Annotated in this window: 28 protein-coding genes; 13 read left to right on the top strand and 15 right to left on the bottom strand. The window is 73.5% G+C overall.

Features of this window, described 5'->3' with window-relative positions:
• Positions 1-24 precede the first annotated feature (24 nt).
• From ACIBG4_RS03980 to ACIBG4_RS03935, 10 genes are all read right to left on the bottom strand, one after another.
• Entirely contained in the window at positions 25-789 is a 765-nt protein-coding gene (locus ACIBG4_RS03980) for a methyltransferase domain-containing protein (RefSeq protein WP_355442915.1), read from the bottom strand.
• A complete protein-coding gene (locus tag ACIBG4_RS03975) occupies positions 790-1,470 on the bottom strand; it encodes a DUF4191 domain-containing protein (RefSeq protein ID WP_310715135.1) in 681 nt (226 codons plus the stop codon).
• Positions 1,471-1,575: 105 nt separating this feature from the next.
• Positions 1,576-2,505 (bottom strand): lipoyl synthase, encoded by a 930-nt coding sequence (gene lipA, locus ACIBG4_RS03970; RefSeq protein ID WP_310715133.1) that lies wholly within the window; start codon positions 2,503-2,505, stop codon positions 1,576-1,578.
• 62 nt (positions 2,506-2,567) lie between these two features.
• Positions 2,568-3,617, bottom strand: a complete 1,050-nt coding sequence (locus tag ACIBG4_RS03965; RefSeq protein WP_397200541.1) for a hypothetical protein — start codon at positions 3,615-3,617, stop codon at positions 2,568-2,570.
• Positions 3,618-3,675: 58 nt separating this feature from the next.
• Entirely contained in the window at positions 3,676-4,368 is a 693-nt protein-coding gene (lipB, locus tag ACIBG4_RS03960) for a lipoyl(octanoyl) transferase LipB (RefSeq protein WP_355442922.1), read from the bottom strand.
• 38 nt (positions 4,369-4,406) lie between these two features.
• Positions 4,407-5,144 (bottom strand): Type 1 glutamine amidotransferase-like domain-containing protein, encoded by a 738-nt coding sequence (locus ACIBG4_RS03955; protein WP_397200540.1) that lies wholly within the window; start codon positions 5,142-5,144, stop codon positions 4,407-4,409.
• Positions 5,145-5,186: 42 nt separating this feature from the next.
• Complete coding sequence (locus ACIBG4_RS03950; RefSeq protein ID WP_397200539.1) at positions 5,187-6,080, bottom strand: TIGR01777 family oxidoreductase; 894 nt, start codon at positions 6,078-6,080, stop codon at positions 5,187-5,189.
• Between the two features lie 160 nt (positions 6,081-6,240).
• Entirely contained in the window at positions 6,241-7,719 is a 1,479-nt protein-coding gene (gene sucB / locus ACIBG4_RS03945) for a 2-oxoglutarate dehydrogenase, E2 component, dihydrolipoamide succinyltransferase (protein WP_310715122.1), read from the bottom strand.
• A gap of 37 nt (positions 7,720-7,756) precedes the next feature.
• On the bottom strand, positions 7,757-9,121 hold the full coding sequence (gene lpdA, locus ACIBG4_RS03940) for a dihydrolipoyl dehydrogenase (RefSeq protein ID WP_355453986.1): 1,365 nt from the start codon (positions 9,119-9,121) through the stop codon (positions 7,757-7,759).
• Between the two features lie 51 nt (positions 9,122-9,172).
• Complete coding sequence (locus ACIBG4_RS03935) at positions 9,173-10,666, bottom strand: leucyl aminopeptidase (RefSeq protein ID WP_397200538.1); 1,494 nt, start codon at positions 10,664-10,666, stop codon at positions 9,173-9,175.
• A 95-nt stretch (positions 10,667-10,761) separates the two neighbouring features.
• Here ACIBG4_RS03935 and ACIBG4_RS03930 point away from each other — a divergent pair, with 95 nt between their 5' ends.
• The 3 genes from ACIBG4_RS03930 to ACIBG4_RS03920 are packed head-to-tail and all read left to right on the top strand — an operon-like array spanning position 10,762 to position 13,024.
• Positions 10,762-11,109 (top strand): GntR family transcriptional regulator, encoded by a 348-nt coding sequence (locus ACIBG4_RS03930; protein ID WP_310715117.1) that lies wholly within the window; start codon positions 10,762-10,764, stop codon positions 11,107-11,109.
• Complete coding sequence (locus ACIBG4_RS03925; RefSeq protein WP_397200537.1) at positions 11,106-12,071, top strand: hypothetical protein; 966 nt, start codon at positions 11,106-11,108, stop codon at positions 12,069-12,071. Before ACIBG4_RS03930 ends, ACIBG4_RS03925 begins: the two co-directional genes overlap by 4 nt.
• Positions 12,068-13,024, top strand: coding sequence for a CPBP family intramembrane glutamic endopeptidase (locus ACIBG4_RS03920; RefSeq protein WP_397200536.1), 957 nt, complete (start codon positions 12,068-12,070; stop codon positions 13,022-13,024). The genes ACIBG4_RS03925 and ACIBG4_RS03920 overlap by 4 nt, the downstream gene beginning before the upstream one ends.
• A gap of 104 nt (positions 13,025-13,128) precedes the next feature.
• On the opposite strand, the gene ACIBG4_RS03915 is transcribed toward ACIBG4_RS03920, so the two are convergent.
• Positions 13,129-13,944 carry an adenosylcobinamide-GDP ribazoletransferase gene (locus tag ACIBG4_RS03915; protein ID WP_397200535.1) on the bottom strand — a complete coding sequence of 272 codons (816 nt, stop codon included), beginning with the start codon at positions 13,942-13,944 and terminating at the stop codon, positions 13,129-13,131.
• A 33-nt stretch (positions 13,945-13,977) separates the two neighbouring features.
• Here ACIBG4_RS03915 and ACIBG4_RS03910 point away from each other — a divergent pair, with 33 nt between their 5' ends.
• Positions 13,978-14,778, top strand: a complete 801-nt coding sequence (locus ACIBG4_RS03910) for an ABC transporter ATP-binding protein (RefSeq protein WP_397200534.1) — start codon at positions 13,978-13,980, stop codon at positions 14,776-14,778.
• A 73-nt stretch (positions 14,779-14,851) separates the two neighbouring features.
• Here ACIBG4_RS03910 and ACIBG4_RS03905 read toward each other — a convergent pair whose 3' ends face one another.
• The gene (locus tag ACIBG4_RS03905; protein WP_397200533.1) at positions 14,852-15,916 is read right to left on the bottom strand and encodes a bifunctional adenosylcobinamide kinase/adenosylcobinamide-phosphate guanylyltransferase; all 1,065 of its coding nucleotides are present in this window, start codon (positions 15,914-15,916) and stop codon (positions 14,852-14,854) included.
• Positions 15,917-16,089: 173 nt separating this feature from the next.
• Here ACIBG4_RS03905 and ACIBG4_RS03900 point away from each other — a divergent pair, with 173 nt between their 5' ends.
• Entirely contained in the window at positions 16,090-16,296 is a 207-nt protein-coding gene (locus tag ACIBG4_RS03900) for a hypothetical protein (protein ID WP_310715103.1), read from the top strand.
• A 144-nt stretch (positions 16,297-16,440) separates the two neighbouring features.
• Here the strand turns inward: ACIBG4_RS03900 and ACIBG4_RS03895 are convergent, their stop codons facing one another.
• Positions 16,441-17,439, bottom strand: a complete 999-nt coding sequence (locus ACIBG4_RS03895; protein WP_397200531.1) for an aldo/keto reductase family protein — start codon at positions 17,437-17,439, stop codon at positions 16,441-16,443.
• A 56-nt stretch (positions 17,440-17,495) separates the two neighbouring features.
• On the opposite strand from ACIBG4_RS03895, the gene ACIBG4_RS03890 reads away from it, so the two are divergent.
• The gene (locus ACIBG4_RS03890) at positions 17,496-18,494 is read left to right on the top strand and encodes an SMI1/KNR4 family protein (protein WP_397200530.1); all 999 of its coding nucleotides are present in this window, start codon (positions 17,496-17,498) and stop codon (positions 18,492-18,494) included.
• Between the two features lie 41 nt (positions 18,495-18,535).
• Here the strand turns inward: ACIBG4_RS03890 and ACIBG4_RS03885 are convergent, their stop codons facing one another.
• The gene (locus ACIBG4_RS03885; protein ID WP_310715098.1) at positions 18,536-19,120 is read right to left on the bottom strand and encodes a DUF3043 domain-containing protein; all 585 of its coding nucleotides are present in this window, start codon (positions 19,118-19,120) and stop codon (positions 18,536-18,538) included.
• A 153-nt stretch (positions 19,121-19,273) separates the two neighbouring features.
• Here ACIBG4_RS03885 and ACIBG4_RS03880 point away from each other — a divergent pair, with 153 nt between their 5' ends.
• The 6 genes from ACIBG4_RS03880 (at position 19,274) to ACIBG4_RS03855 (ending at position 24,143) form a co-directional block, all read left to right on the top strand.
• Entirely contained in the window at positions 19,274-20,098 is an 825-nt protein-coding gene (locus tag ACIBG4_RS03880) for a PspA/IM30 family protein (protein WP_310715095.1), read from the top strand.
• Positions 20,095-20,373 carry a hypothetical protein gene (locus tag ACIBG4_RS03875; RefSeq protein WP_310715094.1) on the top strand — a complete coding sequence of 93 codons (279 nt, stop codon included), beginning with the start codon at positions 20,095-20,097 and terminating at the stop codon, positions 20,371-20,373. Before ACIBG4_RS03880 ends, ACIBG4_RS03875 begins: the two co-directional genes overlap by 4 nt.
• A 4-nt stretch (positions 20,374-20,377) precedes the next feature.
• Positions 20,378-21,277 (top strand): zinc metalloprotease HtpX, encoded by a 900-nt coding sequence (gene htpX / locus ACIBG4_RS03870; protein WP_355447806.1) that lies wholly within the window; start codon positions 20,378-20,380, stop codon positions 21,275-21,277.
• Positions 21,278-21,279: 2 nt separating this feature from the next.
• Positions 21,280-21,837: a hypothetical protein gene (locus ACIBG4_RS03865; protein ID WP_310715092.1), complete on the top strand. Its 558-nt coding sequence runs from the start codon at positions 21,280-21,282 to the stop codon at positions 21,835-21,837.
• Positions 21,838-21,862: 25 nt separating this feature from the next.
• Positions 21,863-23,335, top strand: coding sequence for an alpha/beta fold hydrolase (locus ACIBG4_RS03860; protein ID WP_397200529.1), 1,473 nt, complete (start codon positions 21,863-21,865; stop codon positions 23,333-23,335).
• A gap of 157 nt (positions 23,336-23,492) precedes the next feature.
• Positions 23,493-24,143 (top strand): SIMPL domain-containing protein, encoded by a 651-nt coding sequence (locus tag ACIBG4_RS03855; RefSeq protein ID WP_397200528.1) that lies wholly within the window; start codon positions 23,493-23,495, stop codon positions 24,141-24,143.
• Here the strand turns inward: ACIBG4_RS03855 and nadA are convergent.
• Positions 24,140-25,297 carry a quinolinate synthase NadA gene (gene nadA, locus ACIBG4_RS03850; RefSeq protein ID WP_397200527.1) on the bottom strand — a complete coding sequence of 386 codons (1,158 nt, stop codon included), beginning with the start codon at positions 25,295-25,297 and terminating at the stop codon, positions 24,140-24,142. The two genes, ACIBG4_RS03855 and nadA, sit on opposite strands and share 4 nt — an antisense overlap.
• Before the next feature lie 193 nt (positions 25,298-25,490).
• Here nadA and erpA point away from each other — a divergent pair, with 193 nt between their 5' ends.
• Complete coding sequence (gene erpA / locus ACIBG4_RS03845) at positions 25,491-25,844, top strand: iron-sulfur cluster insertion protein ErpA (protein ID WP_049566397.1); 354 nt, start codon at positions 25,491-25,493, stop codon at positions 25,842-25,844.
• Positions 25,845-25,914 lie beyond the last annotated feature (70 nt).

The raw sequence follows: 25,914 nt of genomic DNA, 5'->3' as shown, positions 1-25,914 counted from the left end.
CCCGGCCGCGCACCGCCCGTGGCGTCAGGGGCGTTCGGCGGTGAAGATCGCGGTGCCCGGGATGTGCCGGCCGCGCAGCGGGCTCCAGCCGCCCCACACCCGCTCGTGACCCGCCGGCCACTCCGGCTCCAGCAGCCCGGTCACGCTCAGCCCGGAGGCCACGACCAGGCCCACCCAGTCGCCCATGGTCCGATGGTGCTCGACGTACGTGGGCACGCCGTCCTCGTCGCTCTCCACGTACGGCGTGCGGTCGAAGTACGACCGGTCGGACGTCAGCCCGCGCGGCCCCGGGTCGTCGGGGAAGGCCCACCGGATCGGATGGCTCACCGAGAACACGAACCGCCCGCCGGGCCGCAGCACCCGGCGCACCTCCCGGAACACCGCCGCCGGGTCGGCCACGAACGGCAGAGCGCCGAAGGCCGAGCACGCCAGATCGAACGACCCGGCGGCGAACGGCAGCGCCTCGGCGTCGGCCTGCACCACCGGCACCCGCACGCCGGTCTCCATGTCGATGCGCCGGGAATGGCGGAGCTGGCGGTGCGACAGGTCGAACGCGGCCACCTCGGCGCCCTGGGTCACCAGCCAGCGCGCGCACTGGGCCGCGCCGCAGCCGATCTCCAGCACCCGCCGCCCGCGCACGTCGCCCAGCAGGCCCGCCTCGGCCTCGTCGACCCCTTCCGGGCACCAGACGAACCCGGTGTCACGCAGGAAGTCGCCGTGCTCGACCTGGTAGTCGTCGGCGTTGCCGTCCCACCAGCCACGGTTGGCCCGCGACGAAGAGGACGGCATCTAGCGCATCTTGGGGCCGCGCGGCATCCGCGAGCCCTTGGGCATCGGGCCCTTGGGCATCGGCATGTTCTTCGGCAGCGACCGCAGGCGGTCCTTGACCTCGTTGACCGCGGGCTTCTTCAGGTTGCGCGGCAGCTTCATGATGTGGCGCTGCAGCTTCGACAGCGGCACCTGGCCCTCGCCGTCACCGCACTGGATGTCGTAGATCTCGATGCCCAGCACCACCCGGGCGACCCGCTTCTTCTCGGCGGCCAGCATCCGCGCCACCCGGTTGCCCGGGCCCTCCGACACCAGCACCACGCCCGGGTAGCCGACCACCATGTGCACGAGGTCCTGGTCGCGGTTGACCGCGATGGCCGGGGTGACCTGCCAGGCGCCGCGCATGCCCTGCAGCACCGCCGCGCCCGCGCCGGTCTGGCCGTGCAGGATCGAGTACTGGGCGCGCTGGGCGAGCTGGCCGAACACGACCAGGCCCACGGTGAGCCCCAGCATCACGCCGAGGAACACCGAATACCACAGGAAGCCCGTGACCATACCGATCACGACGACCACAGCGAGCGTGCCGATCGCCGACAGGAACACGATGGGCAACCCCTTGGGGTTGGCCTGCTGGATGACCTGCGCGATCATGCGGAGCTGCTTGATGCGCCCCGGCTTCTCTGGGTCCACGGACTTCGCCATGTTCGCAAGGATACAAACCAACCGGTCCTGAAAGGAAAACGTGACCTTACCGGCCAGGACACGGCGCGGCGCCCCCCACCGGGAGGCGCCGCGACAACCCGTGCGTCAGGCGCTCTGCCGCGCCTCGATCGCCTGCTGGTAGAGCCGGCCCGCGCGGTACGACGAGCGCACCAGCGGCCCGGACAGCACCCCGGCGAAGCCGATGGCCTCGGCCTCGGCCTGCAGCTCCACGAACTCCTCCGGCTTGACCCACCGCTCCACCGGGTGGTGGCGGGGCGTCGGGCGGAGGTACTGGGTGATGGTGAGCAGGTCGGTGCCGGCCGCGTGCAGGTCGCGCATGGCCTCGACGACCTCCTCGCGCGTCTCGCCCATGCCCAAGATCAGGTTGGACTTGGTCACCAGGCCCGCCTCGCGCGCCATGGTGATCACCGCCAGGGACCGCTCGTAGCGGAACGCCGGCCGGATCCGCTTGAAGATCCGCGGCACGGTCTCGACGTTGTGCGCGAACACCTCGGGCTTGCTGGAGAAGACCTCCTCCAGCTGCCCGCGGTCGCCGTTGAAGTCGGGCACCAGCAGCTCGACGCCGCAGCCGGGCAGCAGGGAGTGGATCTGCCGCGCGGTCTCGGCGTACAGCCAGGAGCCGCCGTCGGGCAGGTCGTCACGGGCCACGCCGGTCACCGTGGCGTAGCGCAGGCCCATCTGCTGCACCGACTCGGCCACACGGCGCGGCTCGTCCCGGTCGTACTCCTTGGGCTTGCCCGTGTCGATCTGGCAGAAGTCGCACCGGCGCGTGCACTGGTCGCCGCCGATGAGGAACGTCGCCTCGCGGTCCTCCCAGCACTCGTAGATGTTGGGGCAGCCCGCCTCTTCGCAGACCGTGTGCAGGCCCTCCCGGCGCACGAGCGATTTCAGCTCGGTGTACTCGGGGCCCGTCCTCAGCTTGGTCTTGATCCACGGGGGCTTGCGCTCGATAGGGGTCTCGGCGTTGCGCACCTCCAGGCGGAGGAGCTTTCGGCCTTCAGGAGCAACGGTCACCAGCCCAGCTTACGTCTCGCCGGGACCTGGACCACGCGAGGGGTGGATTCCCGCGGGGGGTATCAGACGATCAGGCCGAACCCGCGGATCGCCCGGGTGTAGTGCCGCAGGAGCTCGTCGTCGATCCGGTGCGACTCGGCCGCGCCGAGCAGCTCCGAGCCCGCGTCCGAGCCCCGGCCCGAGCTCCGGACGAAGTCCTGGCCGGAGCCCTGTTCCGCGCCCTGCTCTGCGCCCTTTTCCGACCCCGCGGACGGCCGCGCGGCCCGCGCCAGCGCCTGCTCCCGGATGGCCGGCACGCCCTCCCCGCGCAGCGCCGCGGCCTGCATCGGCGCCAGGTACCGGCCGCTCGCCAGCAGCCCGCGCACCTCGGCGAGGTCGCGCGCCGGCACGACCCGCCGCGCCAGGTCCTCGCGCCGCCGCTCGACGCGGCCCGCGTCCGCCCGCGCCAGCCGGGTAAGCCCCCGCTCCAGCAGGAGCAGCGGACCGCCCAGCACCCGGCCGACGAGACGGCCCAGCAGCCCGGCCGCCTCGTACCCGGTGCCCGGCTGGTGGAGCGGGCCGAGCGACGAGGCGAGCACCTTCGTCTGCGCCTCGTGCCGCACCTCCAGCGGCGCCGCCCCCAGGAGCGCCTCGCGCCACTCGGCCAGCGTCGCCAGCGCGCCGTCCACGACCAGCTCCTCGACCGTGGGCGTCTCCGCGTACGCCAGGGCCAGCGCCGCCGCCCGCTGCCGGGGCGAGAGGGCCAGCCACAGCGGCAGCCCCACCACGAGCACGGGCCTGCGGAGCGGGCCGACCCGCAGCAGACGGGAGACCGGGTCGAGGTCGCGCACCGTCACCTCGCGCGGGCGCGGCCCGCCGGCCCGGTCCGCCACCCGCTCGGCGAGGCCGTACAGCTCTCCGGCGGCCTCGCGGCCGAGGACCTCGGCGTCGGCGGGCAGCCGCCCGCCCAGCCGGGGGCGCAGCATCCAGCCGAGCGCCACCAGCACGCCGCCCACCAGCCAGCCGAAGACCATCTCGGCGTTGACGACGGCGATCCACACCCCGGTCACGACGAAGGCGAGAGTGAGGGCGTGCACGAGGACCGCGAGGAGAAGAGTGATCAGCCGGTTCACGGCCTGAGCGTAGACGCCCGTCCCGTCCCCGGCCATCCCTTTCGCGGCACCGAGGCCGCTACCTTCGCATGAGGTCCTCTTCGTGCAGGTCGAACGGCTGCATGCCGAGCGACTCCGACAGCCGCTTCTCCGCGATCGGCAGGACCTCGTCCACCACGATCCGCCGGCCCGTCTCCGCCGACAGCGACGTCACCCCCACGTCGGGGATGCCGCACGGCAGGATCCGGTTGAACCAGCGCGGGTCGTTGGCGCAGTTGAGCGCGAACCCGTGCATCGTGACGCCGCGCGACACCCGGATGCCGACCGCGCCGATCTGCCGGTCGGGCAGCCCGAGACCGGGATCGCCGGACGTCCACACGCCGGCCCGGCCGCTCACCCGGCGGGCGATGACCCCGAAGTCGGCGCAGATCTGGATCATCGCCTCCTCCAGGCGGCACACGTACGTCGTCACGTCGCCGACGGCCACGATCGGGTACGCGACGAGCTGTCCAGGACCGTGCCAGGTGACGCGCCCGCCCCGATCGACGTCGATCACCGGCGTGCCGTCGGCGGGCCGCTCGTGCGGCGCGGCACGCCTGCCGGCCGTGTAGACCGGAGCGTGCTCCAGCAGGAGCACCGTGTCGGTCAGCTCGCCGGCGACCCGTTTGCCGTGCACCTGACGCTGCAGCGCCCAAGCCTGCTCATAGGGGACGTCGACACCGAGGCGGACGATGGCGAGTGCGAGGGGATCGACCCCGTGCCTGGGGCGCATGGGTCCATTGTGCCGTTCCGTCACCCTTGAAGGGTAATTCAGGAGGTCAGCAGGCGCGGCTCGATCCTGAACTCCTTCACCCCGCCGTCGCCGTCGTGCTCGACCCGGTAGGCGTACGCGCCCGGCCTCGTGCTGACCGCCTGGATGAACTCGGTGCCGACGTAGTGCAGCCCCACGCCCTCGTCGGCCGCGTAGCCGCCGGGCATCTCCCCGCCGGCCACCGAGGCCTGGAGCAGCGGGCGCCGCTGCGGGTCGGAGTCGTAGTGCACCCCGCACGCGTAGGGGAGCAGGGCCAGGCCGTCGGCCCACACCCGCAGCTTCGGCCCGAAGGAGTCGGTGTTGCCGCCGACGTGCCAGCACAGCGCGCCCGCGCTCTGCCCGGACAGCACCACCCCGGCCCGCCACGCCTCCTCGAACGCCTCGTCCAGGCCGTGCAGCCGCCACAGCGCCATCAGGTTGGCCACGCTGCCGCCGCTGACGTAGATGACGTCCTGCTCCAGGATCCAGGCCCGGGGGTCGGCGACGTTGGGCATGGGGAAGACGGTCAGGTGGCTCACCTCGACGTCCCACCCGGCGAACGCCCCGTACATCTTCAGCAGCCAGTCGGCGTCGTCGCCCGTCGCGGTGGCCAGCAGGCCCAGGCGTGGCCGGTCCTGGCCGGTCAGGTCGAGCGCGTAGCGCAGCAGCGGGCTCGCCTGGAGGAAGCCGTGGCGCTCGGTCGGAACGAACGATCCGCCGCCGATGGCCAGAATGTGCGACTGCCCTGACCTGCTCATGCCGGTGCCTCCCCAAGGTGCCGATGCTGCGAGAACAGCACCCTAGAGTACGGCGCGCAGCGCCTCGTCGAGACTGGTATGGGCGAAGCCGTACCCGGTGTCCTCCAGCCTGCGCGGCAGGACGCGGTGCCCGGGCAGCAGCGCCTCCCTGGCGAACTCCCCGATCCCCAGGCTGAGCGCGAACGCCGGCACCGGCATCGGCACCGTGCCCTTGCGCACCGCCTTGCCCAGGGTCCGCGTGAACGTCTCGTTGGTGACAGGTGCGGGCGAGGTGAGGTTCACCGGGCCGGACGCCTCACGGTGGTCCAGGACGTGCAGCACCGCGCCCACCCAGTCCGTCTCCGAGATCCACGACCAGTACTGCCGGCCCGAGCCGAGCGGGGCGCCGAGCCCGGCCCTGAAGATCGGCAGCATCCGGCCGAGCGCGCCGCCCCGCCGGCTCAGCGCCAGACCGGTGCGCAACTGCGCCGTCCGGACGCCCAGCGACTCCGCCTCCCGGGCCTCGCGCTCCCAGCGGGCGCACAGCTCCGCCAGGAACCCCTGTCCCTGGCCCGCGCTCTCGTCGATCGGCCGGTCGCCCGTGTCGCCGTAGAAGTCCACCCCGGAGGCCGACAGCAGCGCCTCAGGCGGCCGTGACAGCCCTCTGAGGGCCGTCACCAGGGTGCGGGTGCCCTCGATCCGGCTGCGGACGAGCTCGCGCTTGTAGGCGGGGCTCCAGCGCCGGTCGCCGATGGGCGCCCCGGCGAGGTGGACCACCGCGGTGGCGTCCTCCAGGGCCGCGGGGTCCAGCACGCCCGCGGACGGGTCCCAGAACCGCTCGTCCGGGCCCGCGGGCGGGCGGCGCACCAGCGCGACGACCCGGTCGCCCCGCTCCCGCAGGGCCCCGGCCAGCGCACTCCCCAGCAGTCCCGACGCCCCGGTCACGATGATCGCCATCAACCCACCCTACGCCGCGCCCCCGCGCGTCACGGGGCAGCACGCCGGGAGCCCGCCGCACGGAAAGAGGCCCGGACGACAACCGTCCGGGCCTCCTCACGGGAACCGTGTCACCCCGCGTCGCGCGGGGACCGGGTCACCCCGCTTCGCGGGGGCCGGGTCACGCCAGGCCGAGCTGGGCCTCGAAGCGGCCCTCCTCCAGACGGCGCTTGACCGTCGTCAGGAAGCGGGCGGCGTCGGCGCCGTCCACCAGGCGGTGGTCGTACGTCAGCGCCAGGTACACCATCGAGCGGACCGCGATGACCTCGCCCTCCGGCGTGTCCACCACCACGGGACGCTTGACGACGGCGCCGGTGCCCAGCATGCCGACCTGCGGCTGGTTGAGGATCGGCGTGTCGAACAGGGCGCCGCGGCTGCCGGTGTTGGTCAGCGTGAACGTGCCGCCGGTGATCTCGTCGGGCGTCACCTTGTTGGCGCGCGTGCGCTCGGCCAGGTCGGCCGTCTTACGGGCCAGCCCGGCGAGGTTGAGGTCGCCGGCGTTCTTGATGACCGCCGCGATCAGGCCGCGCTCGGTGTCGACCGCGATGCCCAGGTGCTCGACGTCGAAGTACGTGACCTCCATGGTCTCGTTGTTGATCGTCGCGTTGAGCTTGGGGTGCTGCTTGAGCGCCTCGATCGCGGCCATCTCGAAGAACGGCATGAACGACAGCTTGACGCCCTCGCGGCGCAGGAACTCGCCCTTGGCCTGGTCACGCAGCCGAGCGATCTTGGTGACGTCGACCTCGACGACCGTGGTGAGCTGCGCCGCGGTCTGCAGCGACTCGACCAGCCGCTTGGACATGGTCTGCCGCAGGCGCGACATCTTCTCGGTGCGGCCGCGCAGCGTGGTGTCGACCTCGACGGGCTCGGGCGCCGCGGCCGGGGCCTGCGCCGCCGGGGCCTGGGCGGCCGGAGCCGCGGCGGCCGGCTGGGCGGCGGGGGCCTGTGCGGCCGGCTGGGCCTGCTCGCGCTGCGCCTTGGCGGCCTCCAGCACGTCCTGCTTGCGGATGCGGCCGCCGACGCCGGTGCCGGTGATCGCCTCCAGGTCGACGCCGTGCTCGTTGGCGAGCTTGCGCACCAGCGGCGTCACGTACGGGCTCTCACCCGTGGACGGGGCGGCGGGCTCGGCCGGGGCCTGCGCCTGCGGGGCCGGGGCCTGCGGAGCCGGGGCCTGCGGAGCCGGAGCGGGGGCCGGCGCGGGCGGGGCCTGCTGCGCCTGCGGGGCCGGAGCCGGCTGCGGCGGGGCGGCCGGCTGGGCCGGCGCGGGCTGCGGGATCGACGAGGCCGGGGCGGGCTCCGGCTCGGGCTGCGCGGCGGGGGCCGGAGCCTCCTCCTGCGCGGGGGCGGCACCGCCGGCCTGGCCGTTCTCGTCGATGATGGCCAGCTCGGCGCCGACCTCGACGGTCTCGTCCTCCGCGACGACAATCTTGGTGATGACACCCGCTGACGGCGACGGGATCTCGGTGTCGACCTTGTCGGTCGACACTTCGAGGAGCGGCTCGTCGGCCTCGACGCGCTCGCCCTCCTTCTTCAGCCAACGGGTTACCGTGCCCTCGGTGACGCTCTCGCCGAGCTGGGGCATCTGTACGGAGACCGGCATCGTTATCTTCTCTCGCGTTCTGATCTCGAGGGCTGGACTAGTTGTGAACGTGCAGCGGCTTGCCGGCCAGTGCCAGCATCGCCTCACCCATGGCCTCGGACTGGGTCGGGTGTGCGTGGATGAGCTGGGCGACCTCTGCGGGCAGCGCCTCCCAGTTGTAGATCAGCTGACCCTCGGTCACGAGCTCGCCGATGCGGCGGCCCACCATGTGGACGCCGACGACGGGCCCGTCCTTCTGGGCGATGACCTTGACCGCTCCCGCGGTGCCGAGGATCTGGCTCTTCGGGTTGCCGGCGAGGTCGTAGACCTGCTCCACGATCTCGATGCCGCGCTCGGCGGCCTGCGCGGACGTGATGCCCACCGAGGCGACCTCGGGGTCGGAGTAGGTGATGCGCGGCACCCCGGCGTAGTCGATGGGCGGCGGGTTGAGGCCGGCGATGTGCTCGGCGACCATGATGCCCTCGGCGAAGCCGGCGTGGGCCAGCTGCAGGGTGGGGATCAGGTCGCCGATCGCGTAGACGCCGGGGACCGACGTGCGGCAGTGCTCGTCCACCACGACGGCGCCGCGCTCGATCGTGATGCCGGCCTCCTCGAAGCCCATGCCGGAGGACACCGCGCCGCGGCCGACCGCGACGAGCAGCACCTCGGCGTCGAGGGTCTTGCCGTTGGCCAGGGTGACCACCACGCCCGTGTCGGTGGTCTTGGCGCTGTCGAAGAAGACGCCCAGCTCGTACTTGATGCCGCGGCGGCGGAAGGCCCGCTCCAGCAGCTTGGAGCTCGACTCCTCCTCGGTGGGCAGCAGATGCGGCAGCGCCTCGACGATCGTGACCTCGGCGCCGAACGAGCGGTAGACGCTGGCCAGCTCGACGCCGATCACGCCGCCGCCCAGCACGATCACGGAGGCCGGGACGTGGTCCATGGTCAGCACGTGCTCGCTGGTGATGACGCGCTCGCCGTCGATCTCCAGGCCGGGCAGGGAGCGGGGCGCGGAGCCGGTGGCGAGGACGAGGCTGGCGCCCTCGTACACCTCCGAGCCGACCTGGATCGCGCGCTCCCCGACGAGGCGGCCCTCGCCCTCGACGATCGTCACGCCGGCGCCCTTGAGCAGCCCCTGCACGCCCTTCCAGGCGCGGGTGACGATCTTGTCCTTGAACGCGTGGACGCCGGGGACGTCGATGCCGTCGAAGCGCGCCTTGACGCCGAACGTCTCGCTCTCGCGGGTCTCGTCGGCGACCTCGGCGGAGTGCAGCAGAGCCTTGGTGGGGATGCATCCCCGGTGGAGGCAGGTGCCGCCGATCTTGTCCTTCTCGATCAGGGCGACGGACTTGCCCAGCTCGGCAGCCCTCAGCGCGCAGGCATAGCCGCCGCTGCCGCCACCTAGGACGACGATGTCGTAGGCCACAGGAAGGCTCCTTGTCGGGGTGTTCGTGATGCCGTCATCTTTTCATTTGTTTCAGATGCTCGCGTGCCGCTCGGCCAGTCCGATCAGGGTCCGGGTGATGGCGCCCGTGCCGCCCTTGGGGATGTAGCCGTACGGCTCGCCCTTGTTGAAGGCGGGGCCGGCCATGTCGATGTGCGCCCAGCGCACCCCGTCGGGCACGAACTCCTTGAGGAAGATGCCCGCGGCCAGCATGCTGCCCCAGCGCTCGGGCTGGAGGTTGGCGATGTCGGCGATCGGCGAGTCGAGGCCCTTGCGCAGCTCCTCGGGCAGCGGCATGCCCCAGGCGCCCTCGCCGGCGGCCGTCGCGGCCTCGACGACGAGCTCCCGGACGGCGTCGTCGTTGGCCATGACGCCGGCCGTGCGCCAGCCGAGCGCGACGATCTGCGCGCCGGTGAGCGTGGCCACGTCCACGATCAGGTCGGGGGCGTCCTCGGCGGCGCGGGCGATGCCGTCCATGAGCACCAGGCGGCCCTCGGCGTCGGTGTCGAGCACCTCGACGGTCTTGCCGCTGTAGCTGTGGATGACGTCGGAGGGGCGCTGCGCGGTGCCGCTCGGCAGGTTCTCGGCCAGGCAGAGGTAGCCGACGGCGTTGACGGGCAGGCCCAGGCGGGCGATGCCGAGCAGCGCGCCGAAGACGGCCGCCGCGCCGCCCATGTCGGACTTCATCCAGTCCATGGACGCGGACGGCTTGAGCGACAGGCCGCCGGAGTCGAAGGTGATGCCCTTGCCCACGAACGCCAGCGTCTTGCCCGCGTCAGGGTGGGTGTAGGAGAGGCGGACGAGCCGCGGCGGGTTGGCCGAGCCCTGGCCGACGCCGATGAGGCCGCCGTAGCCGCCGTCCTTGAGCTGCTTCTCGTCGAGCACCTCGACCGTCAGGCCGGCCTTCGCGGCCGCCTGCTCGGCGATCTCGGCGAACTTGCCCGGCCACAGGTCGGAGGGCGGGGTGTTGACCAGGTCGCGCACCAGGGTGACGGACTCGGCGAGCGCGGTGACCCGCTCCGCGATCCGACCGGCCTCCTCGGCGGGGAGCGGGGACAGCACCTCCAGCTCGGCCACGGGCGCCTTGGCGCCTTCGCCGGTGCGGTAGCGGCTGAAACCGTACGCGCCGAGCAGCGCGCCGAGAGCGACGGCTTCGGCGTCGGCGGCGGACCCGGCGGGCAGCGCGAGCGCGGCGCGGACGGTGCCGGCGAGGGCGCGGGCGGCGGCGCCGGCCGCGCGCCGCAGGCCCTCCGCGTCGTCCTTGCCGGACGCATCGTCACCCAGGCCCACCGCGACCAGCAGCGGGGCGGTGATGGCGCCGAAGGTGGGGATCTTGGCGATCTCGCCGGGCCGGCCGCTGAAGCCGGCGGCGGTCAGGGAGGCGGCGAGCTTGCCCCCGAAGGCCGCGTCGAGCGCGTCGGCGCTCGTGACGGGGCGGGGGGCTTCGGAGCCGGACCGGAACCCGACGATCAGCGCGTCGGTGGCGAAAGAGACGGGATCTGCTGAGTTCAGCCGCACAGTGGTCACGTAAATGGACTCTATCGAGGGTTACGAGGTACTCACAAACAGGGGTTCATCCCACCTATCAGCGGTGATGGAATGGTGCTAGTGTCATTGGCATCATGTTGCTGACACTCGACCTCAACGACGCCCGGCCCCTGCATGAGCAGGTGGCGGCGGCCATCCGCCGGGCCATCGGCGAGGGCTCGTACGCCCCTGGAGACCGGCTGCCGCCGGCCCGTGACCTGGCCCTGGCGCTCGGCATCAACACCAACACGGTGCTGCGCGCCCTGCGCGACCTGCGCGACGAGGGCCTGCTGGAGTTCAGGCGGGGACGGGGCGTCAGCGTCGCCGGCGCCGCCGGCGGCCGCGCCCTGCTGGTCCAGCGGGCGCGCGAGCTGCTGGAGGACGCCCAGAGGCACGGCTACCGCCGCGAGGACCTCATCACCATCCTGGAGGAGCTGCCATGACCCCCCGAACGTCGGCCACGCTGTGTGGCCTCCTGGTCTCCGCGGTCCTGGCCGTGGTGCCGCTAGCCGTACGGGACCGGCTGCCCGACCCGGTCGCCACGCACTGGAGCGGCGGGTCCGCGCCCGACGGCGCGATGCCGCTCGCCGCGTCGACGATGATGATCGTGGCGCTCTGGAGCGTCCTCTGGGTCACCCTCGTCGTGCTCGCCCCGATGGCGCAGGAGCGCAGGAACGGCCGGGCCGGGTGGTGGGGCGCCCTCGCCGGGGGCGCCGTGCTCTTCCTCGGGCTGGGCGGCGTGAGCCTGCTGGCCAACCTGGACGCCGCCTCCTGGACCGAGGCACGGCTGAGCGGCTGGCGGGTGGCCGCCGTCCTGGGCGTGTCCCTGGCCGTGGGCGTGCTGGCCGGATACCTGCGCCGCGGCGAGACCGACCCGCCGTCCGCGGGGGAGTCCGCGCCGCCGTCGCTGCGGCTCCAGGCCGGCCGGCGGGCCGTGTGGGTCGGCCGGGCCGGCAACCGGTGGCTGGCCGCGGTGACCGTGGTCGCCGCGGTGGCGCTGTGCGTCGTGGCCGTGCTCGTGCTGCTCGGCCTGGCCGGCGGCGTCGCCGCTCGCGCGCTGCTGCCCGGCCTGGGGATCACGCTGGCCGTCGGCCTGTTCACGTCGTCGCTCGCGGCGCGGGTCACCGAGGACGGGCTCGCGGTCGGGCTCGGGCCGCTGAGGTGGCCGGTGCGCAGGATCCGCCTGGACGCCATCGAGCGGGCGTGGGCCGAGACGCGCAGCCCCGCCGAGGTCGGCGGGTGGGGCTTCCGCGGCCTCCCGGGCAGCGCCACGATCATGCTGCGCGGCGGGGAGTGCCTGGTGGTCCGTTACCGCTCGGGCGGGCAGTTGGCGATCAGCGTCGACGACGCCGAGCGCGGGGCGTCCCTGATCAACGCCCTCATCGCCGAACGGGCACCCGTATGAACCGGCTGCCGGTGTTCCTGGCCGTGTCGTTCGGGCTGGCGTGGGTCGTGGCGCTGCCCGTCTGGCTCGCGGGCGGCCTCGGCACGCCGCCGACGCAGGTGTCGGCGGTGCTGATGATGTTCACGCCCGCTCTGGGCGTGCTGGCTGTGTGGCTGCTGCCGGGCCGGTCGGGTGGACCGGGCGGTTCCGGCGGGACCCGGCGGGCACCGTTCCGCGTGTTCGCCCGCGAGACGGGGCTGACGCTGGGGGAGCGGCCCGGCCGCACCCTGCTGCTCGTGCTGCTCGCCTGGCTCGGCGTGCCGCTGCTCGTGGCGGTGTCGATCGCGCTCAGCGCCGCGCTGGGGCTGGTCTCGCTGGACCTCACCCGGTTCAGCCTGTTCCAGGAGGCACTGCGGGCGCAGGGGGCGCCGGTGCCGGCCGGGCTCTCCACGATGGTCACCGTCCAGGTCGTGCTCGCGGTGCTGGCCGGCCCGCTGCTCAACGCGGTCCCGGCACTCGGCGAGGAGTGGGGCTGGCGTGGCTGGCTGGTGCCCCGCCTCGTGGCCGCGCGCGGTCCGGTCGCCGGGCTGATCCTCTCCGGCGTCGTCTGGGGGCTCTGGCACGCCCCGCTCACGCTCCTGGGCTACAACTACGCTCGCCTCGGCCCGTGGGCCGCCCTCTACTTCGTGGGGTTCTGCGTGGCGGCCGGGGTGGTGTTCGGCTGGCTGCGGCTGCGCTCGGGCAGCGTGTGGCCCGCCGTGGCCGCCCACGGCTCGGTGAACGCGGTGACGGGCGTCGTCCTGCTGCTCGGCGACGCCGCCGCGCCGCCCGACCCGGTCGTGGCCGGGCTCACGGGCCTGGTCGGGTGGGCCGTACTCGCCGTGACGGGTGTGGCGCTGCTCCGCTTCTTCCCCGTACGGCGGCCCGGGCCCGCCGCCTCGCCGCTCACGGAGCCCTCGCACGCGGACCCCTGATCCGGGGCTCTGCGCTCCGCCCGCCTTCGCGTACGGAGTCCGCAACGCGGCCCCGCGGGTCGGCCCCCACGGGTCGGCGGCCCGCGCGGGTCGGCCCGTGCGGGTCAGCCTGCCATCGCGCACACCACCAGGACGCCCGTCGTCGCCGTCTCCACCAGCGCGCCGAGCACGTCCCCGGTGACGCCTCCCAGCCGGCTCCGTGCCCGCCGGAGCAGCAGCAGAGCGACTCCCAGCCCCGCGACCATGGCGAGGGGCAGCAGCAAGGCGAGCGGCACAGCGCTGGGAAGCCCGTCGCCGGACAGCCCGTCGCCGGCCAGCCCGGTGCCGGCGGCCGCGGCGAGCGCCGCCGCGGGCACCAGCCATGCGGTCGCGGGCCGTACCGTGCCGGCGACCATCGATCCCAGCCCGCCGGGCCGCGCGGCCGGCACCCCCGGACGGCAGGCCCAGACGAGGGCCAGCCGCCCCGTCACGCAGGCGGTCACCAGCGCGTACGGCCCGGCCGCCGCCAGCGCGGCCACCTGGGCGAACAGCGTGATCACCAGCGTCATGACACCGAACGGCCCGATGTCCGACTTTTTCATGATGTCGAGTGCCTGACCGGCGGGCTTGCCGCTGCCCAGCCCGTCGGCCAGGTCCGCCAGCCCGTCCAGGTGGAGCCCCCGCGTCAGCACCGCGAGCACCCCCACCGCCAGCACCGCGCCCAGCAGCGGCGGCCCCGGGAGCAACAGCGGCAGGCACGCCACCGCACCCAGCATCAGCCCCACGGCCGGCGCCACGAGCATGGCCACGCCCGCGGCCCGCCGGTCCACCCGTTCCACGCGTACCGGGAAGATCGTCAGCATGCCCACGGCCAGCCGGAGCCCGTCCATCCGGCCCGTCCCGCCCGGCGAGGAGCCGGGAGATCCCCCGCGAAGCCGCATAACGGTCGATGGTACGGCCGTTAGGGTGAGCGGATGCACGTGGTTCAACTCGAAGGCGTAGCGGTCCGGGTCGTCGGCAAGACGCTGCTGAGCGGCGTCGACTGGCGGGTGGAGTACGGCGAGCACTGGGCGATCCTCGGCCCCAACGGGGCGGGGAAGACGACGCTGCTGTCGCTGGCCGCCGCCGTGCGGCACCCGACCGAGGGCGCGGTCAGCGTGCTCGGCCACCGTCTCGGCCGGGTCGACCTGCGGTCCCTGCGCCGCCACATCGGCCTGGTGGCCTCCAGCCAGCGCCTGGTCGACGAGGGGCTCCTGGAGGAGGAGGGGGCCACCGCGCTCACCGTGGTGCTCACCGGGCACACCGGGACCAGCGCCCCTCTCTGGGACAGGTACGGCGACGCCGAGCGTGACCGCGCCCTGCGCCTGCTGGCCGACCTCGGCTGCAAGGACCTGGCCGACCGGCCGTTCCGGGTGTGCTCCCAGGGGGAGCGGGCCCGGATCAGGGTGGCCAGGTCGCTCATGCCGGACCCGGCGGTGCTGCTGCTGGACGAGCCGTATGCCGGCCTGGACCTGCCGGCCCGCGAGGACCTGATCGCGGCGGTCGAGGACCTGGCGGCGACGCGGCCGGTGCTCACCACGATCACGGTGACGCACCACCTGGAGGAGATCCCCGCCACGACCACGCACGCCATGCTCATGCGCGACGCCCGCGTCCAGGCGGCGGGGCCGGTGGGGGACGTCCTCACGCCCGCCAACCTGTCCGAGTGCTTCGGCCGTGCCCTCCACGTCGACCGCCTCGACGGCCGCTGGTACGCCCGCGCCGTCCGTCCCTGACCGTCCGGCCTGATCATCCGTCCCTGATCGTCCGGCCACCTCGCCCGGCCACCTCGTCCGGCCCGGCGGGAGGTCACGGCAGGGGGACGAGGCGGCCCGCCACGACGAGGGCGACGTCCTCCGACTCGGCCGCCAGGCGCTCGTTGAGGCGGCCCAGCGCGTCCCTGAACATCCGCCCGCTCGGCGTCGCGGGCACCACACCCATGCCCACCTCGTCCGACACCGCCACGACGCGACACCCGGCCCCGCGCCAGGCCGCCACCAGCTCGTCGCACCGACGCCACACGGCGGCGCGGTCGCCCTCCCAGGCGCCGTGCTCGTCGAACACCGCCGCCAGCCACGTGCCCAGCCCGTCCACCAGCAGCGGCGTGGTGGCGTCCCGCACCGCCCCGGCGAGGTCGGTCGTCTCCAGCGTCGCCCAGTGCGCCGGCCTGCGCCGCCGGTGCGCGCTGATCCGCGCCGCCCACTCGGCGTCGCCCTCGCCGCCGGGGCCGGTGGCGACGTAGGTGACGTACGGCTCGGCGGCCAGCCGCAGCTCCGCCTCGGCCGACTTCCCCGAACGCGTCCCGCCCAGCACCAGCTCACGCCACGGCCGGCCCACGGGCGTCACGCCGGGAACCGTCCCCTCCGGGCGGGCCCCGGCTGATCGGTGGGCCGTGTCGAGCGTCGTGCCGTCCGGCACGGCCCGCGCGCCCCACAGCGCCAGCCGCCGGGCCAGCTCCTCCTCGGAGCGCACCCGGTGGTCGAGCCCGACCGCCACCACGAGGGTGTCCCCGTCCGCGATCCCTTCGCGGCGCAGCAGCCCGAGCCGCTCCGGCCGGTCGAGCAGGTCGATCAGCAGCAGGTCGCAGCGGCCACGCCCGCCCGCCGTCTCCGAAAGGCCGGTGCCCGGCAGGCCGGTCGGGTGGCCGGAAGGCGCGTACAGCACGCGTGTGCCGTCGGGGCCCTCCAGGCCGTGGCCTTCCCCGAAGGCGCGGTAGCCGGACGGCGGGGAGTGGCACGGCAGGCGTACGGCGCCGTCCACGATCGCCTCGAACGGCCGCCGGCGACCGGCGGGAAGGCGCCCGCAGGAGGCGCACCGGCAGCCCGGCTCCGGCCAGCCCGCGCCACCCGCCGTACCGGGGAGAAAGACCTTCACCGCGCCGAGGGTACGCGCCCCGGCGGCCCGCGGCGGCACGCCCCGTCCCGGGCCGGGCGGGCTGGAGCGGGCGGACGGCCGTGCGGGGTGCGGGCCCCCGCCGGGGCGCGGGAGTAGGGTGCCAGTGCCGCCGGAGGGTGCGCCGGCGAACCCGCGGAAAAGGAGCGTATGGCATGACATGGCGGTGGCGTTACGAGAACGCGCATGGCGGTGAGGTGACAGACCGCCCGTTGCCGCGAGAGGTGTTCCCGAGCCAGGCCGACGCGGAGTCCTGGCTCGGCGAGAACTGGCGTGAGCTGCTCGAGTCCGGTGTCGAGCAGGTCGCCCTGCTCGACGAGGACCGTGTCGAATACCAGGGGATGTCCTTGCGCGCGGAGTGACGGCCGCGCGTCCATGGAGATCACGAGCTGTGAGACGCGAGACCCCTCGAGCCGGTGGTCATGGGCTCAAGGGGTCTCGTGTGCCAGGGGCCTCACGTGCGGGGTCCCGCCTGCCGCCGCACGCGGACGACGTTCGGGTACGGGTCAGGGGCGCTTGGCGGGGCTGACGGTCTTGCCGGGGTCGCGCTCGACGACGGAGCCGAGGATGTCGTCGATCTGCTTGAGCACCTCGGCGTCCAGCTTGACGCCGGCCGCCTTCACGTTGTCGCGCACCTGCTCGGGGCGGGAGGCGCCGATGATCGCGCTGGACACGTTCGGGTTCTGCAGCACCCAGGCGACGGCGAGCTGGGCCATGCTGAGCCCGAGGTCGGCCGCGATCGGCTTGAGGTTCTGGACGCGGGTGAGCACGTCGTCGTTCATGAACCGGGCGATCATCCCGCTGCCGCTCGGGTCGGTGGCGCGGGAGCCCTCCGGGGGCTGCTGGCCGGGCAGGTACTTGCCGGTGAGCACGCCCTGCGCGATCGGCGACCAGACGATCTGGCCGATGCCCTCACGCTCGGACAGCGGCACGATCTCGGCCTCGATGACCCGCCACAGCGCGGAGTACTGCGGCTGGTTGGACACGATCCGGTCGAAGCCCATCTCGTCGGCGATCTTCAGCGCCCGGGCGATCTGGTCGGCGGTCCACTCGCTGACGCCGATGTAGAGGACCTTGCCCTGCCGTACGAGGTCGTCGAACGTCTTCAGGGTCTCTTCGAGCGGCGTCTCGGCGTCGAACCGGTGCGCCTGGTAGAGGTCGACGTAGTCGGTCTGGAGGCGGCGCAGGGAGCCGTTGATCGACTCGGTGATGTGCTTGCGGGACAGGCCGCGGTCGTTCTGGCCCGGCCCGGTGGGCCAGTAGACCTTGGTGAAGATCTCCAGCGACTCGCGGCGCACGCCCTTCAGCGCCCGGCCGAGGACCTCCTCGGCCTTGGTGCCGGCGTAGACGTCGGCGGTGTCGAACGTGGTGACCCCCTCGTCGAGGGCGGCCTGCACGCACTGCTTGGCGGCCTCCTCCTCGACCTGGGAGCCATGGGTGAGCCAGTTACCGTAGCTGATCTCGCTGACCTTGAGACCGCTGCGGCCGAGGTGACGGAATTCCATACACCCGACCCTAGGCGGTCACGTGATGTGACCGGATTCGGGATAGGGTGCGCGACGTGCTGAAGCTCGTACGGACGGCGCTGACTGCGGCGATCCTGACCGCGATCGCCGTACGGCTGCGCCGCCGGTCGCACCGGGAGACGGCCGGTGAAACGGCAGGTGGAACGGCAGGTCAGACGTCGGGTCACGCGACTTCTGAAGCGAGGCGTCCCGGCCGGGACGCCGGGACGGGCCTGTCGGCCCGCGGCGCAGCGCGGGCGGGGCGGGTCACGCCGCTCGTGCTCGGCGCCGGCGCGATCGTGGCGGTGGCGCTCGTGGTCGCAACGGCGCTCGTGACGCCCGCCGCCACGACGGTCCCGGCGACGACGGTCCCGGCCACGACGGCGCCCGCCATGCCGGCGGCCGCCACACCGCCACCGGCTCCCTCGGCGCCCGCGACACCCGCCGGCGCGTCCCCGAGCGCCGACCCGGAGACGCCGCTGGGCCCCGGCTGCCGTCCCTGGTCGCGTCCCGTGGTGGTACGGCCGATCGACCCGCGTGTGCGGCGTGCCGTCAACCGCCAGTGGGGGCGCGTCGAGCGGTGGCTGAGGCGGAACGCGCCGCGGACCTACGCGACGCTCGGGGCCCGGAGCAGACCGAGGACGATCGCGTTCGCGGAGGCGTACATGGGCATGGAGTTCCCGGACGCCCTGCGCGCCTCCCTGCTGCGCCACAACGGGGCGGCGTATTTCGGGTTCTTCGGCGAGCGGCTGTACGGGGTCCGGCAGATCCGCGCAGTTTGGCGCGACCACTGCCGCGAGGGCGGCCGGGACGGCTGGGGCGGCGAGCTGATCCCGGTCGCGTCGCAGGGAGAGCCGGTGCTGTTCGTCTCGGGCGAGAAGTCCGGCTCCCTCGCCGAGATCGGCGAGGAGTCGCGGACGTCCGAGCCCGCCGGCCTGAAGGTCAGGTCGTACTACGCGCTGCTGAAGGCCACGGCCGACGCCCTTGAGCGGGGCCGGCTGGGAGAGTGGCGGCCCCGCGTCGTGGACGGCTCACTCGTCTGGGACCAGCGGTAGGAGAGCGGACCAGCGGCAAGAGGCCGGACCGGAGGGCGGCGCTACTTCCTGGGTGTCACCGGCTTGCCGCCCGGCCGCACCGTGGGCGGCGGGAAGCGGAGCTTGCGGATCTGCAGCGCGCGCATCGCCGCGTAGAACCCGACGCCGCGCATGCTCTCGTTCGGCAGCTTCTCGGCCGCCACCCGCTTGACCCGCCACGCCACGTAGATCGAGGTGGCCACGACGCCGATCATCATGACCGGCCAGCCGATCGTGATGACGTAGCCCAGGATCAGGCCCCGGACGTCGGGCGGCCACGGGATCCACGTCGCCAGCAGGATCACCAGCGAGAACGGCAGGAAGTACTGGCTCGGCAGCCGCCGCGCGTCGACCCAGTCGCGGGCGAACTTGCGGGCCGGGCCCTTGTCACGCGCCGGGAGGAAACGCTCCTCTCCCGCCAGCATGCCCTTACGGGCCCGCTCGCGCTCCGCGGCCTGCTTGGCCCGCATCTGCCGGTAGGCCTCCTTGCGATCCTTCGGAGCGCTGACCGGCTGGCGCCGCCTGCCTTCGGCGTCTCGGCGCTTGGGTGTGGGACGACCCTTGCCCTGAGGCTTAGGATCGTCAACGGGGACGGGAGTGTCGTCCACGGAGGTTTGGGAACGGCGTCGCAACACGACCTCAACCCTACCTGGACTGCAACTTAGTGACGCCCTCGTGCGTTATGCGTAGGGTAATCCCAGGGCGGCTGCGCTGCACTGGGTGACCACCAGCACGACCTAAGAAGGGGACGGCCGACGCGCATGAGCGTGATGAAGAGACTTTCGATGATCTTCAAGTCCAAGGCCAACAAGGCCCTGGACAAGATGGAGGATCCGCGCGAGACCCTCGACTACTCCTACCAGCGGCAGCTGGAGCTGCTGCAGAAGGTGCGCAGGGGCGTGGCCGACGTCGCCACCTCCCGCAAGCGGGTCGAGCTGCAGATCAACGGTCTGGAGCAGCAGGCCAGGCGGTATGAGGAGCAGGGCCGCAAGGCGCTGTCCGTCGGCCGCGAGGACCTCGCCCGCACGGCGCTGGAGCGCCGGGCCGGCCTGCAGACGCAGATGGCGGACCTGAAGGTCCAGCACGACAACCTGCAGGCCGAGGAGGAGAAGCTCACGCTGGCCTCCCAGCGGCTGCAGGCCAAGGTGGACTCCTTCCGCACCAAGAAGGAGACCATCAAGGCGACCTACACCGCCGCCGAGGCGCAGACGCGCATCAACGAGGCGTTCTCCGGCATCTCCGAGGAGATGGGCGACGTCGGCCTGGCGATCCAGCGGGCCGAGGACAAGACCGCGCAGATGCAGGCTCGCGCCGGCGCCATCGACGAGCTGCTGGCCAGCGGCGCGCTCGACGACTTCAGCGGCACCCGCGGCGACGACATCCAGGCCGAGCTCGACCGCATGGGCGGCGGCATGGACGTCGAGCTGGAGCTGGCCCGCATGAAGGCCGAGCTCGGCCAGGGGCCCGCGCCGCAGAGCGCGATCGAGCAGGGACGCCAGCAGCAGCAGGCGCAGCCCCAGCCGCAGCAGCAGGGCCAGCCCCAGCAGCACACGCAGCAGCTGCGTCAGCCGGGGGAGGGCGCATGATCGTCAGAATCATGGGCGAGGGCCAGATCGAGATCTCGCCGTCCGACATCACCCTGCTCAACGAGCTGGACAGCGAGCTTGAGTCGGCGATCGAGTCCGGCGACGAGGCCGCTTTCCGCGTCAAGCTCCACGCGCTCCTCGACAAGGTGCGCCACGTGGGCAAGGCGCTTCCCGACGACAGCCTTGAGCCGTCAGAGCTGATCCTTCCCCCCGCGGATGCCTCGATCGAGGAGGTCCGGGAGATGCTGGGCGATCAGGGCCTGATCCCGGGCTGAGCCCGTGCGCACGCGGTTCGCGTCCGATCGCGGCCTGACCGGCCGGATGGTCGTGACGATGTTCCTGCTCGGGTTGCTCTACGTGGTATTCGTCGGCGCCCTCGTCGCCCTGGGGGTGCGGGCGCTGACGGTGCTGCTGGTCGCGGGGGGCCTGCTGCTGGTGCAGTACTTCCTGTCCGACCGCATCGCGTTGTACGGGATGGGCGGGCGCGAGGTGTCGCCGCGGGAGGCTCCCGAGCTGCACGGCCTGATCGACCGGTTGTGCGCCATGGCGGACATGCCCAAGCCCAGGGTGGCCATCGCGGATTCGGACGTCCCCAACGCGTTCGCCACCGGCCGCAACCAGAAGCACGCCGTCGTCTGCGTGACGACGGGCATCCTGCGCCGCCTGGACGCGCGGGAGCTCGAGGGAGTGCTGGCCCACGAGCTCTCGCACGTCGCCCACCGCGACGTCGCCGTCATGACGATCGCCTCGTTCCTCGGAGTCGTCGCGGGGCTCATGACGCGCTTCGCCCTCTACAGCGGGCTGGGCGCGCGCCGCTCCGACAACCAGGGCGGCCTGCCGATCGGGCTGATCGTCATGCTGGTCTCGATCCTCGTGTACGCCGTGAGCTTCCTGCTGACCCGGGCCCTGTCGCGCTACCGCGAGCTGTCCGCGGACCGGGCCGGCGCCCTGCTCACGCAGCGGCCCTCGGTGCTGGCCAGTGCCCTCGTGAAGATCAGCGGGGAGATGGCCCGGATCCCCACGCGCGACCTGCGTGAGGCGGCGCCGTTCAACGCCTTCTACTTCGCCCCGGCCGCCGCGCCGGGCGCGACGCTGGCGAACATCTTCTCCACCCACCCGTCGCTCGACCGCCGCCTCCGGCAGCTCTCGGAGATCTCCGACCAGCTCGGGCGGGGATGAGCGTGGGCTGGCTGGACGCCCTCCTGGGCCGCTCGAAACCGGTCAGGCCGAACCTCGACGCGCTGTTCGCGCTGCCGTCCGCCGCCGTGACCCTGGAGGCCGCCACCGGCCTGACGCCGACCGGGCTGGGCTCGGTGGCGTTCCGCGCGGCGGAGGGAGGCGCGTTCGCGGAGGCTGAGCGGGACGCCAAGGCGCTGCTCGGCGAGCGGGTCGAGGAGTCGGACGACGGCTACGGCTACACGTGGCTCCTGGTGCGCCGCCCGCCCGAGGCGTCCGGTGACCTGGTGACGGAGCTGCACGCGGTCAACTCCACGCTGGAGGGCGCCGGGTTCGGCCCGTCGCTGCTGTGCTCGCTCGTGTCGTTCGCCGGGCCGGACGGGCGGCGGCTGGCGGTCGTGTACCTGTACAAGCGCGGCACCTTCTACCCGTTCGCGCCCCTGCCCGGTCAGCGGCGCGACAACGCGCTCGAACTCCAGGCGCGGGGGGTGCTCGCGACCGACCTCCCGCTGGAGTCCGACCTCGCCCGCTGGTTCCCGGTATGGGGCGCCCCGGGGCTCTGAACACGGAGAGTGGTCTAATTGTCGCGTGGAGCGACAATTGTCGGTATTTGCGGCTTCTGCCTTCATCGTGGCCGCCGTCCTCACCAGCGCCTGGGTGACCGGGCAGTTCACCACCCCGGCCCTGGGCGGCGCCGCCGGCTACGTGAGCGAGCTGGCCGCCCGCGACCAGCCGTGGACGCGCCTGTTCCGGGCCACCGACGCGCTGGCGGGCCTGGCCTGCCTGCTCGGCGTGGCCCTCGCGCCCCGGACGGACGGTGAGGGGGCGGGCTGGCTGCTGCTGGCCGTCTTCGCCGTGCTGACGATCGCCGGGGCCGCGTTGCCGCTGGACTGCGCGGTGCTGAGCGACCCGTCGTGCGCGCACCGGGCGCGGTCGCTGGCCCATCACGTCCACGCCGTGGCCGGGGTGCCGTCCGCGGCGTGCGGGGTGGCCGCCATGGTGCTGCTGAGCCTGCGCTGGCACACCTGGCCGGCCGCGCTGCTGGCGGGCGCGTCCCTGGGGGCCTCCGTCCTCACGGCCGCCGCCGGCGTCCTGGTCGTCCCGTTCCTCGTCCTGGCCCCCGGCGCGGCCCCGGCCGCCCTCACGCTCGCCTCCGGCGCCGCGAGCGCCCTCACGCTCGCCCCCGGCGCGGCTCCGGCGGTCCTGGGGCTTCCGCCCGGCGCGGGGGTCGTGCAGCGCGTCCAGGTCGCGCTCCTCGCGGGCTGGCTCGTGTACGCGGGGCTCAGGCTGCTCCTGTCCGCCCCGCCGGGCCAGGTGCCGGAGGCCGGTCCCGCACCGGGGTACGGGGCCGGCGCCGGGCCCGCCGTGATCCTCACCTCCGGTCTCGGCGGCGCGTGGCTGTCGTGGGAGCGGCTGGCGGGCGCGCCGGCGCGCGGGCGCAGGGTGATCCGCTTCGACCGCCCCGGACTGGGTGCCGCCCCCGCCTCGTCCGTGCCGCCCACCCTGTACGGCGAGGCGGCCCGCCTGGCGGCGCTCGCCCCCGCGCACCCCGAGCGCGTCACGGTCGTCGCTCATGGACAGGCCGCCTGGCACGCGGAGGCGTTCGCCCGGCTGCACCCGCTGCGGGTGGCGGGGCTGGTCCTCGTGGACCCGGCCCCCGTGGCGCCGGGCGCGCGGGGCCCGTCGGAGCCGGTCCGTGAGGCGGCCCGCTGGCTGCCCGCCCTGGGCGGCACGTGGGGCGCCGCGGCCCTCGCCGAGCTGGCCGCCCCGGTCCTGGCCCGCCTGTACGCCCCGGTCTCGCCCGTCCGGCCGGGGGCCGGCGGGCTGGGGAGGACGGCGGCCGCGGTGGCGGGGGAGTGGCTGGCCCGCCGCGACATGGCCGCCGGGCTGCGCCGCCTGCGCGCCGGGCGACCCATGCCGGCCGTCCCGGTCGTCGTGGTCAGCACGAGCCGGCGGCGCTCCCGCGGCGAGCGGGTGGCCGCCCCGCTGCGGGCCGAGCTGGTCCGCGTCCCGCGCCGGGTCCTGCTCCGGGACCCGGCCGCGCTGACGACCCTGGCATGACTCCCGGGCGGCCAGCAGAATGGCGGGAAGGACGGCACACCCGGAACCGCGCACGTCCACGCAAGAAGAACACGTCCACGCAGGACGAACTCGTCCACGCGAAGAGGAACACGTCCACGAAGGCCCGTCCGCGTAACACGTCCACGAAGGGGTGCGGGTGACCACCGAACACGAGCAGATCGCGGTCGCCGGTGAGGGGTCCGCGGCCGCCGCGCCCGACGTCATGCGGCTGAGCGCCGGCGTCGAGGTGCGCGGCGCCTCGGCCGCGCAGGCGTTCGCCGCCGTCCGGTCCGCCGCCGCCCGGCTGGAGGCCGCCCTGCGCGGGGCCGGCGTCGCCGGGGAGGACCTGCGTACGAGCGAGCTGTCTCTCGGCCCCGAGTACGAGGCCTACCCCAAGGTGTCCGGGTACCGGGCGGCCCAGGGGGTCGAGGCCGTGGTGCGCGACCTGGCCGTTGCCGACCGGGTCGTCGACGCCGTCGCCGGGGTGGGGGAGGAGGCGCGGCTCGGCGGCGTGTCCTTCGAGCTGTCCGACCCGTCCGGGGCGCTGGCGCAGGCCCGGGAGCGGGCGTTCCGCGACGCCGCCGCCAAGGCGGCCGAGTACGCCCGGCTGGCCGGCAGGCCCCTCGGCCGGGTCGTGTCGGTCACCGAGGAGACGAGAGGCGGCCCCCAGCCGATGGCGTTCGCCGCCATGGCGGCCGAGGACCGCTCGTCGGTCAGCCCCGGGCGCCAGACCTTGTCGGTCGGCGTCCGGGTGGTCTACGCGTTCGGCGACGCCGTCCCCGTCGCCCCGGGTTCCGGCGGCCGCTAGGGCAGGGCCAGCATGCGGTCGAGGGCGACCCGCGCCCAGTGCGCGGTGTCCTCGTCCACCGTGATCTGGTTGACCACCTCGCCCAGCGCCAGCGACTCCAGCGCCCACACCAGGTGCGGCAGGTCGATGCGGTTCATGGTGGAGCAGTAGCAGACCGTCCGGTCCAGGAACGAGACGTTCTTGTCCGGGAACATCCCGGCGAGCCGCTTGACGAGGTTCAGCTCGGTGCCGATCGCCCAGCTCGACCCGGCGGGCGCCGCCTCCAGCGTCTTGATGATGTGCTCGGTGGAGCCGACGTGGTCGGCCTTGAGCACCACCTCGTGCCGGCACTCCGGGTGGACGAGCACGTTCACACCCGGCACGCGCCGCCGTACGTCGTCGACGGAGTCGGCCGTGAAGCGGCCGTGCACCGAGCAGTGGCCCTTCCAGAGGATCATCCTGGCGCGCTGGAGCTGCTCGCGCGTCAGGCCCCCGTTGGGGCGGTGCGGGTTCCACACCACGCAGTCGTCCAGCGACATGCCCATCTCCAGCACGGCCGTGTTGCGGCCGAGGTGCTGGTCGGGCAGGAACAGCACCTTGCCGCGCTGCCCGAACGCCCACTCCAGCGCGCGGCGCGCGTTGGAGGAGGTGCAGACCGCGCCGCCGTTGCGGCCGCAGAACGCCTTGATGTCCGCGCTGGAGTTCATGTACGTGACGGGGATCACCTCGCCGGCCAGGCCCGCGTCCTCCAGCGCCTCCCAGCACTCCTCGACCTGGTCGAACGTGGCCATGTCGGCCATCGAGCACCCGGCGGCGAGGTCCGGGAGGATCACCTTCTGGGCGTCCCCGGTGAGGATGTCGGCCGACTCGGCCATGAAGTGCACGCCGCAGAAGACGATGTACTCGGCCTCCGGCCGGGCGGCGGCCTGCTGCGCCAGCTTGAAGGAGTCACCCGTCACGTCGGCGAACTGGATGACCTCGTCGCGCTGGTAGTGGTGGCCCAGCACGAACAGCCGCTCGCCCAGCGCCTCCTTGGCCTTGCGTGCCCGGTCCACCAGGCCGGGGTCGGAGGCGGGCGGGAGCTCGCCCGGGCAGTCCACCCCCCGCTCCGAGTGCGGATCGGCGTCCCTGCCGAGGACGAAGAGCGGCAGACCAGTCTGGGTGGCCACGGCCACACCCCCTTATCGTCGGACTGACGATACTGATGATGGCACACGGCCCGCGATGGTCGCGTCCCGGGTGGGTAGGGAGTGGAAGGAACCAGGGGGAGGCAGGGGAATGCCGGGCATGCCCCAGGTGTTGGTAGCGTCTGAGTAGGACGTCAGAAAGAGACAGCCGGGTTAGACAGCCGGGTTAGGGAGTCAGCAGATGACGGTTGAGAGCAGCGAGACCACGACGCAGGGCCTGATCCTGACTGACGCGGCCGCCGCCAAGGTCAAGAGCCTGCTCGAGCAGCAGGGCGAGGAAGGCCTGCAGCTGCGCGTGGCCGTGCAGCCGGGCGGCTGTTCCGGCCTGCGCTACCAGCTCTTCTTCGACGACCGCTCGATGGACGGCGACGTGGTCACCGACTTCGGTGGCGTGAGCGTCGTGACCGACAGGATGAGCGCCCCGTACCTCATGGGCGCGTCCATCGACTTCGTCGACACGATCGAGAAGCAGGGCTTCACCATCGACAACCCCAACGCCACCGGTTCGTGCGCGTGCGGCGACTCCTTCAACTAGTCGTCTGACGGGTAGTCACCGACACGGTCCCGCTCGCCTTTGTGCGTGCGGGACCTTCGCGTATTCTCGG

The organism is Nonomuraea sp. NPDC050383 (assembly GCF_044459125.1).
Taxonomy (GTDB): domain Bacteria; phylum Actinomycetota; class Actinomycetes; order Streptosporangiales; family Streptosporangiaceae; genus Nonomuraea.
Note: the sequence above shows the minus strand (reverse complement) of the source record. Positions and strands in the feature narration are given on the sequence as shown.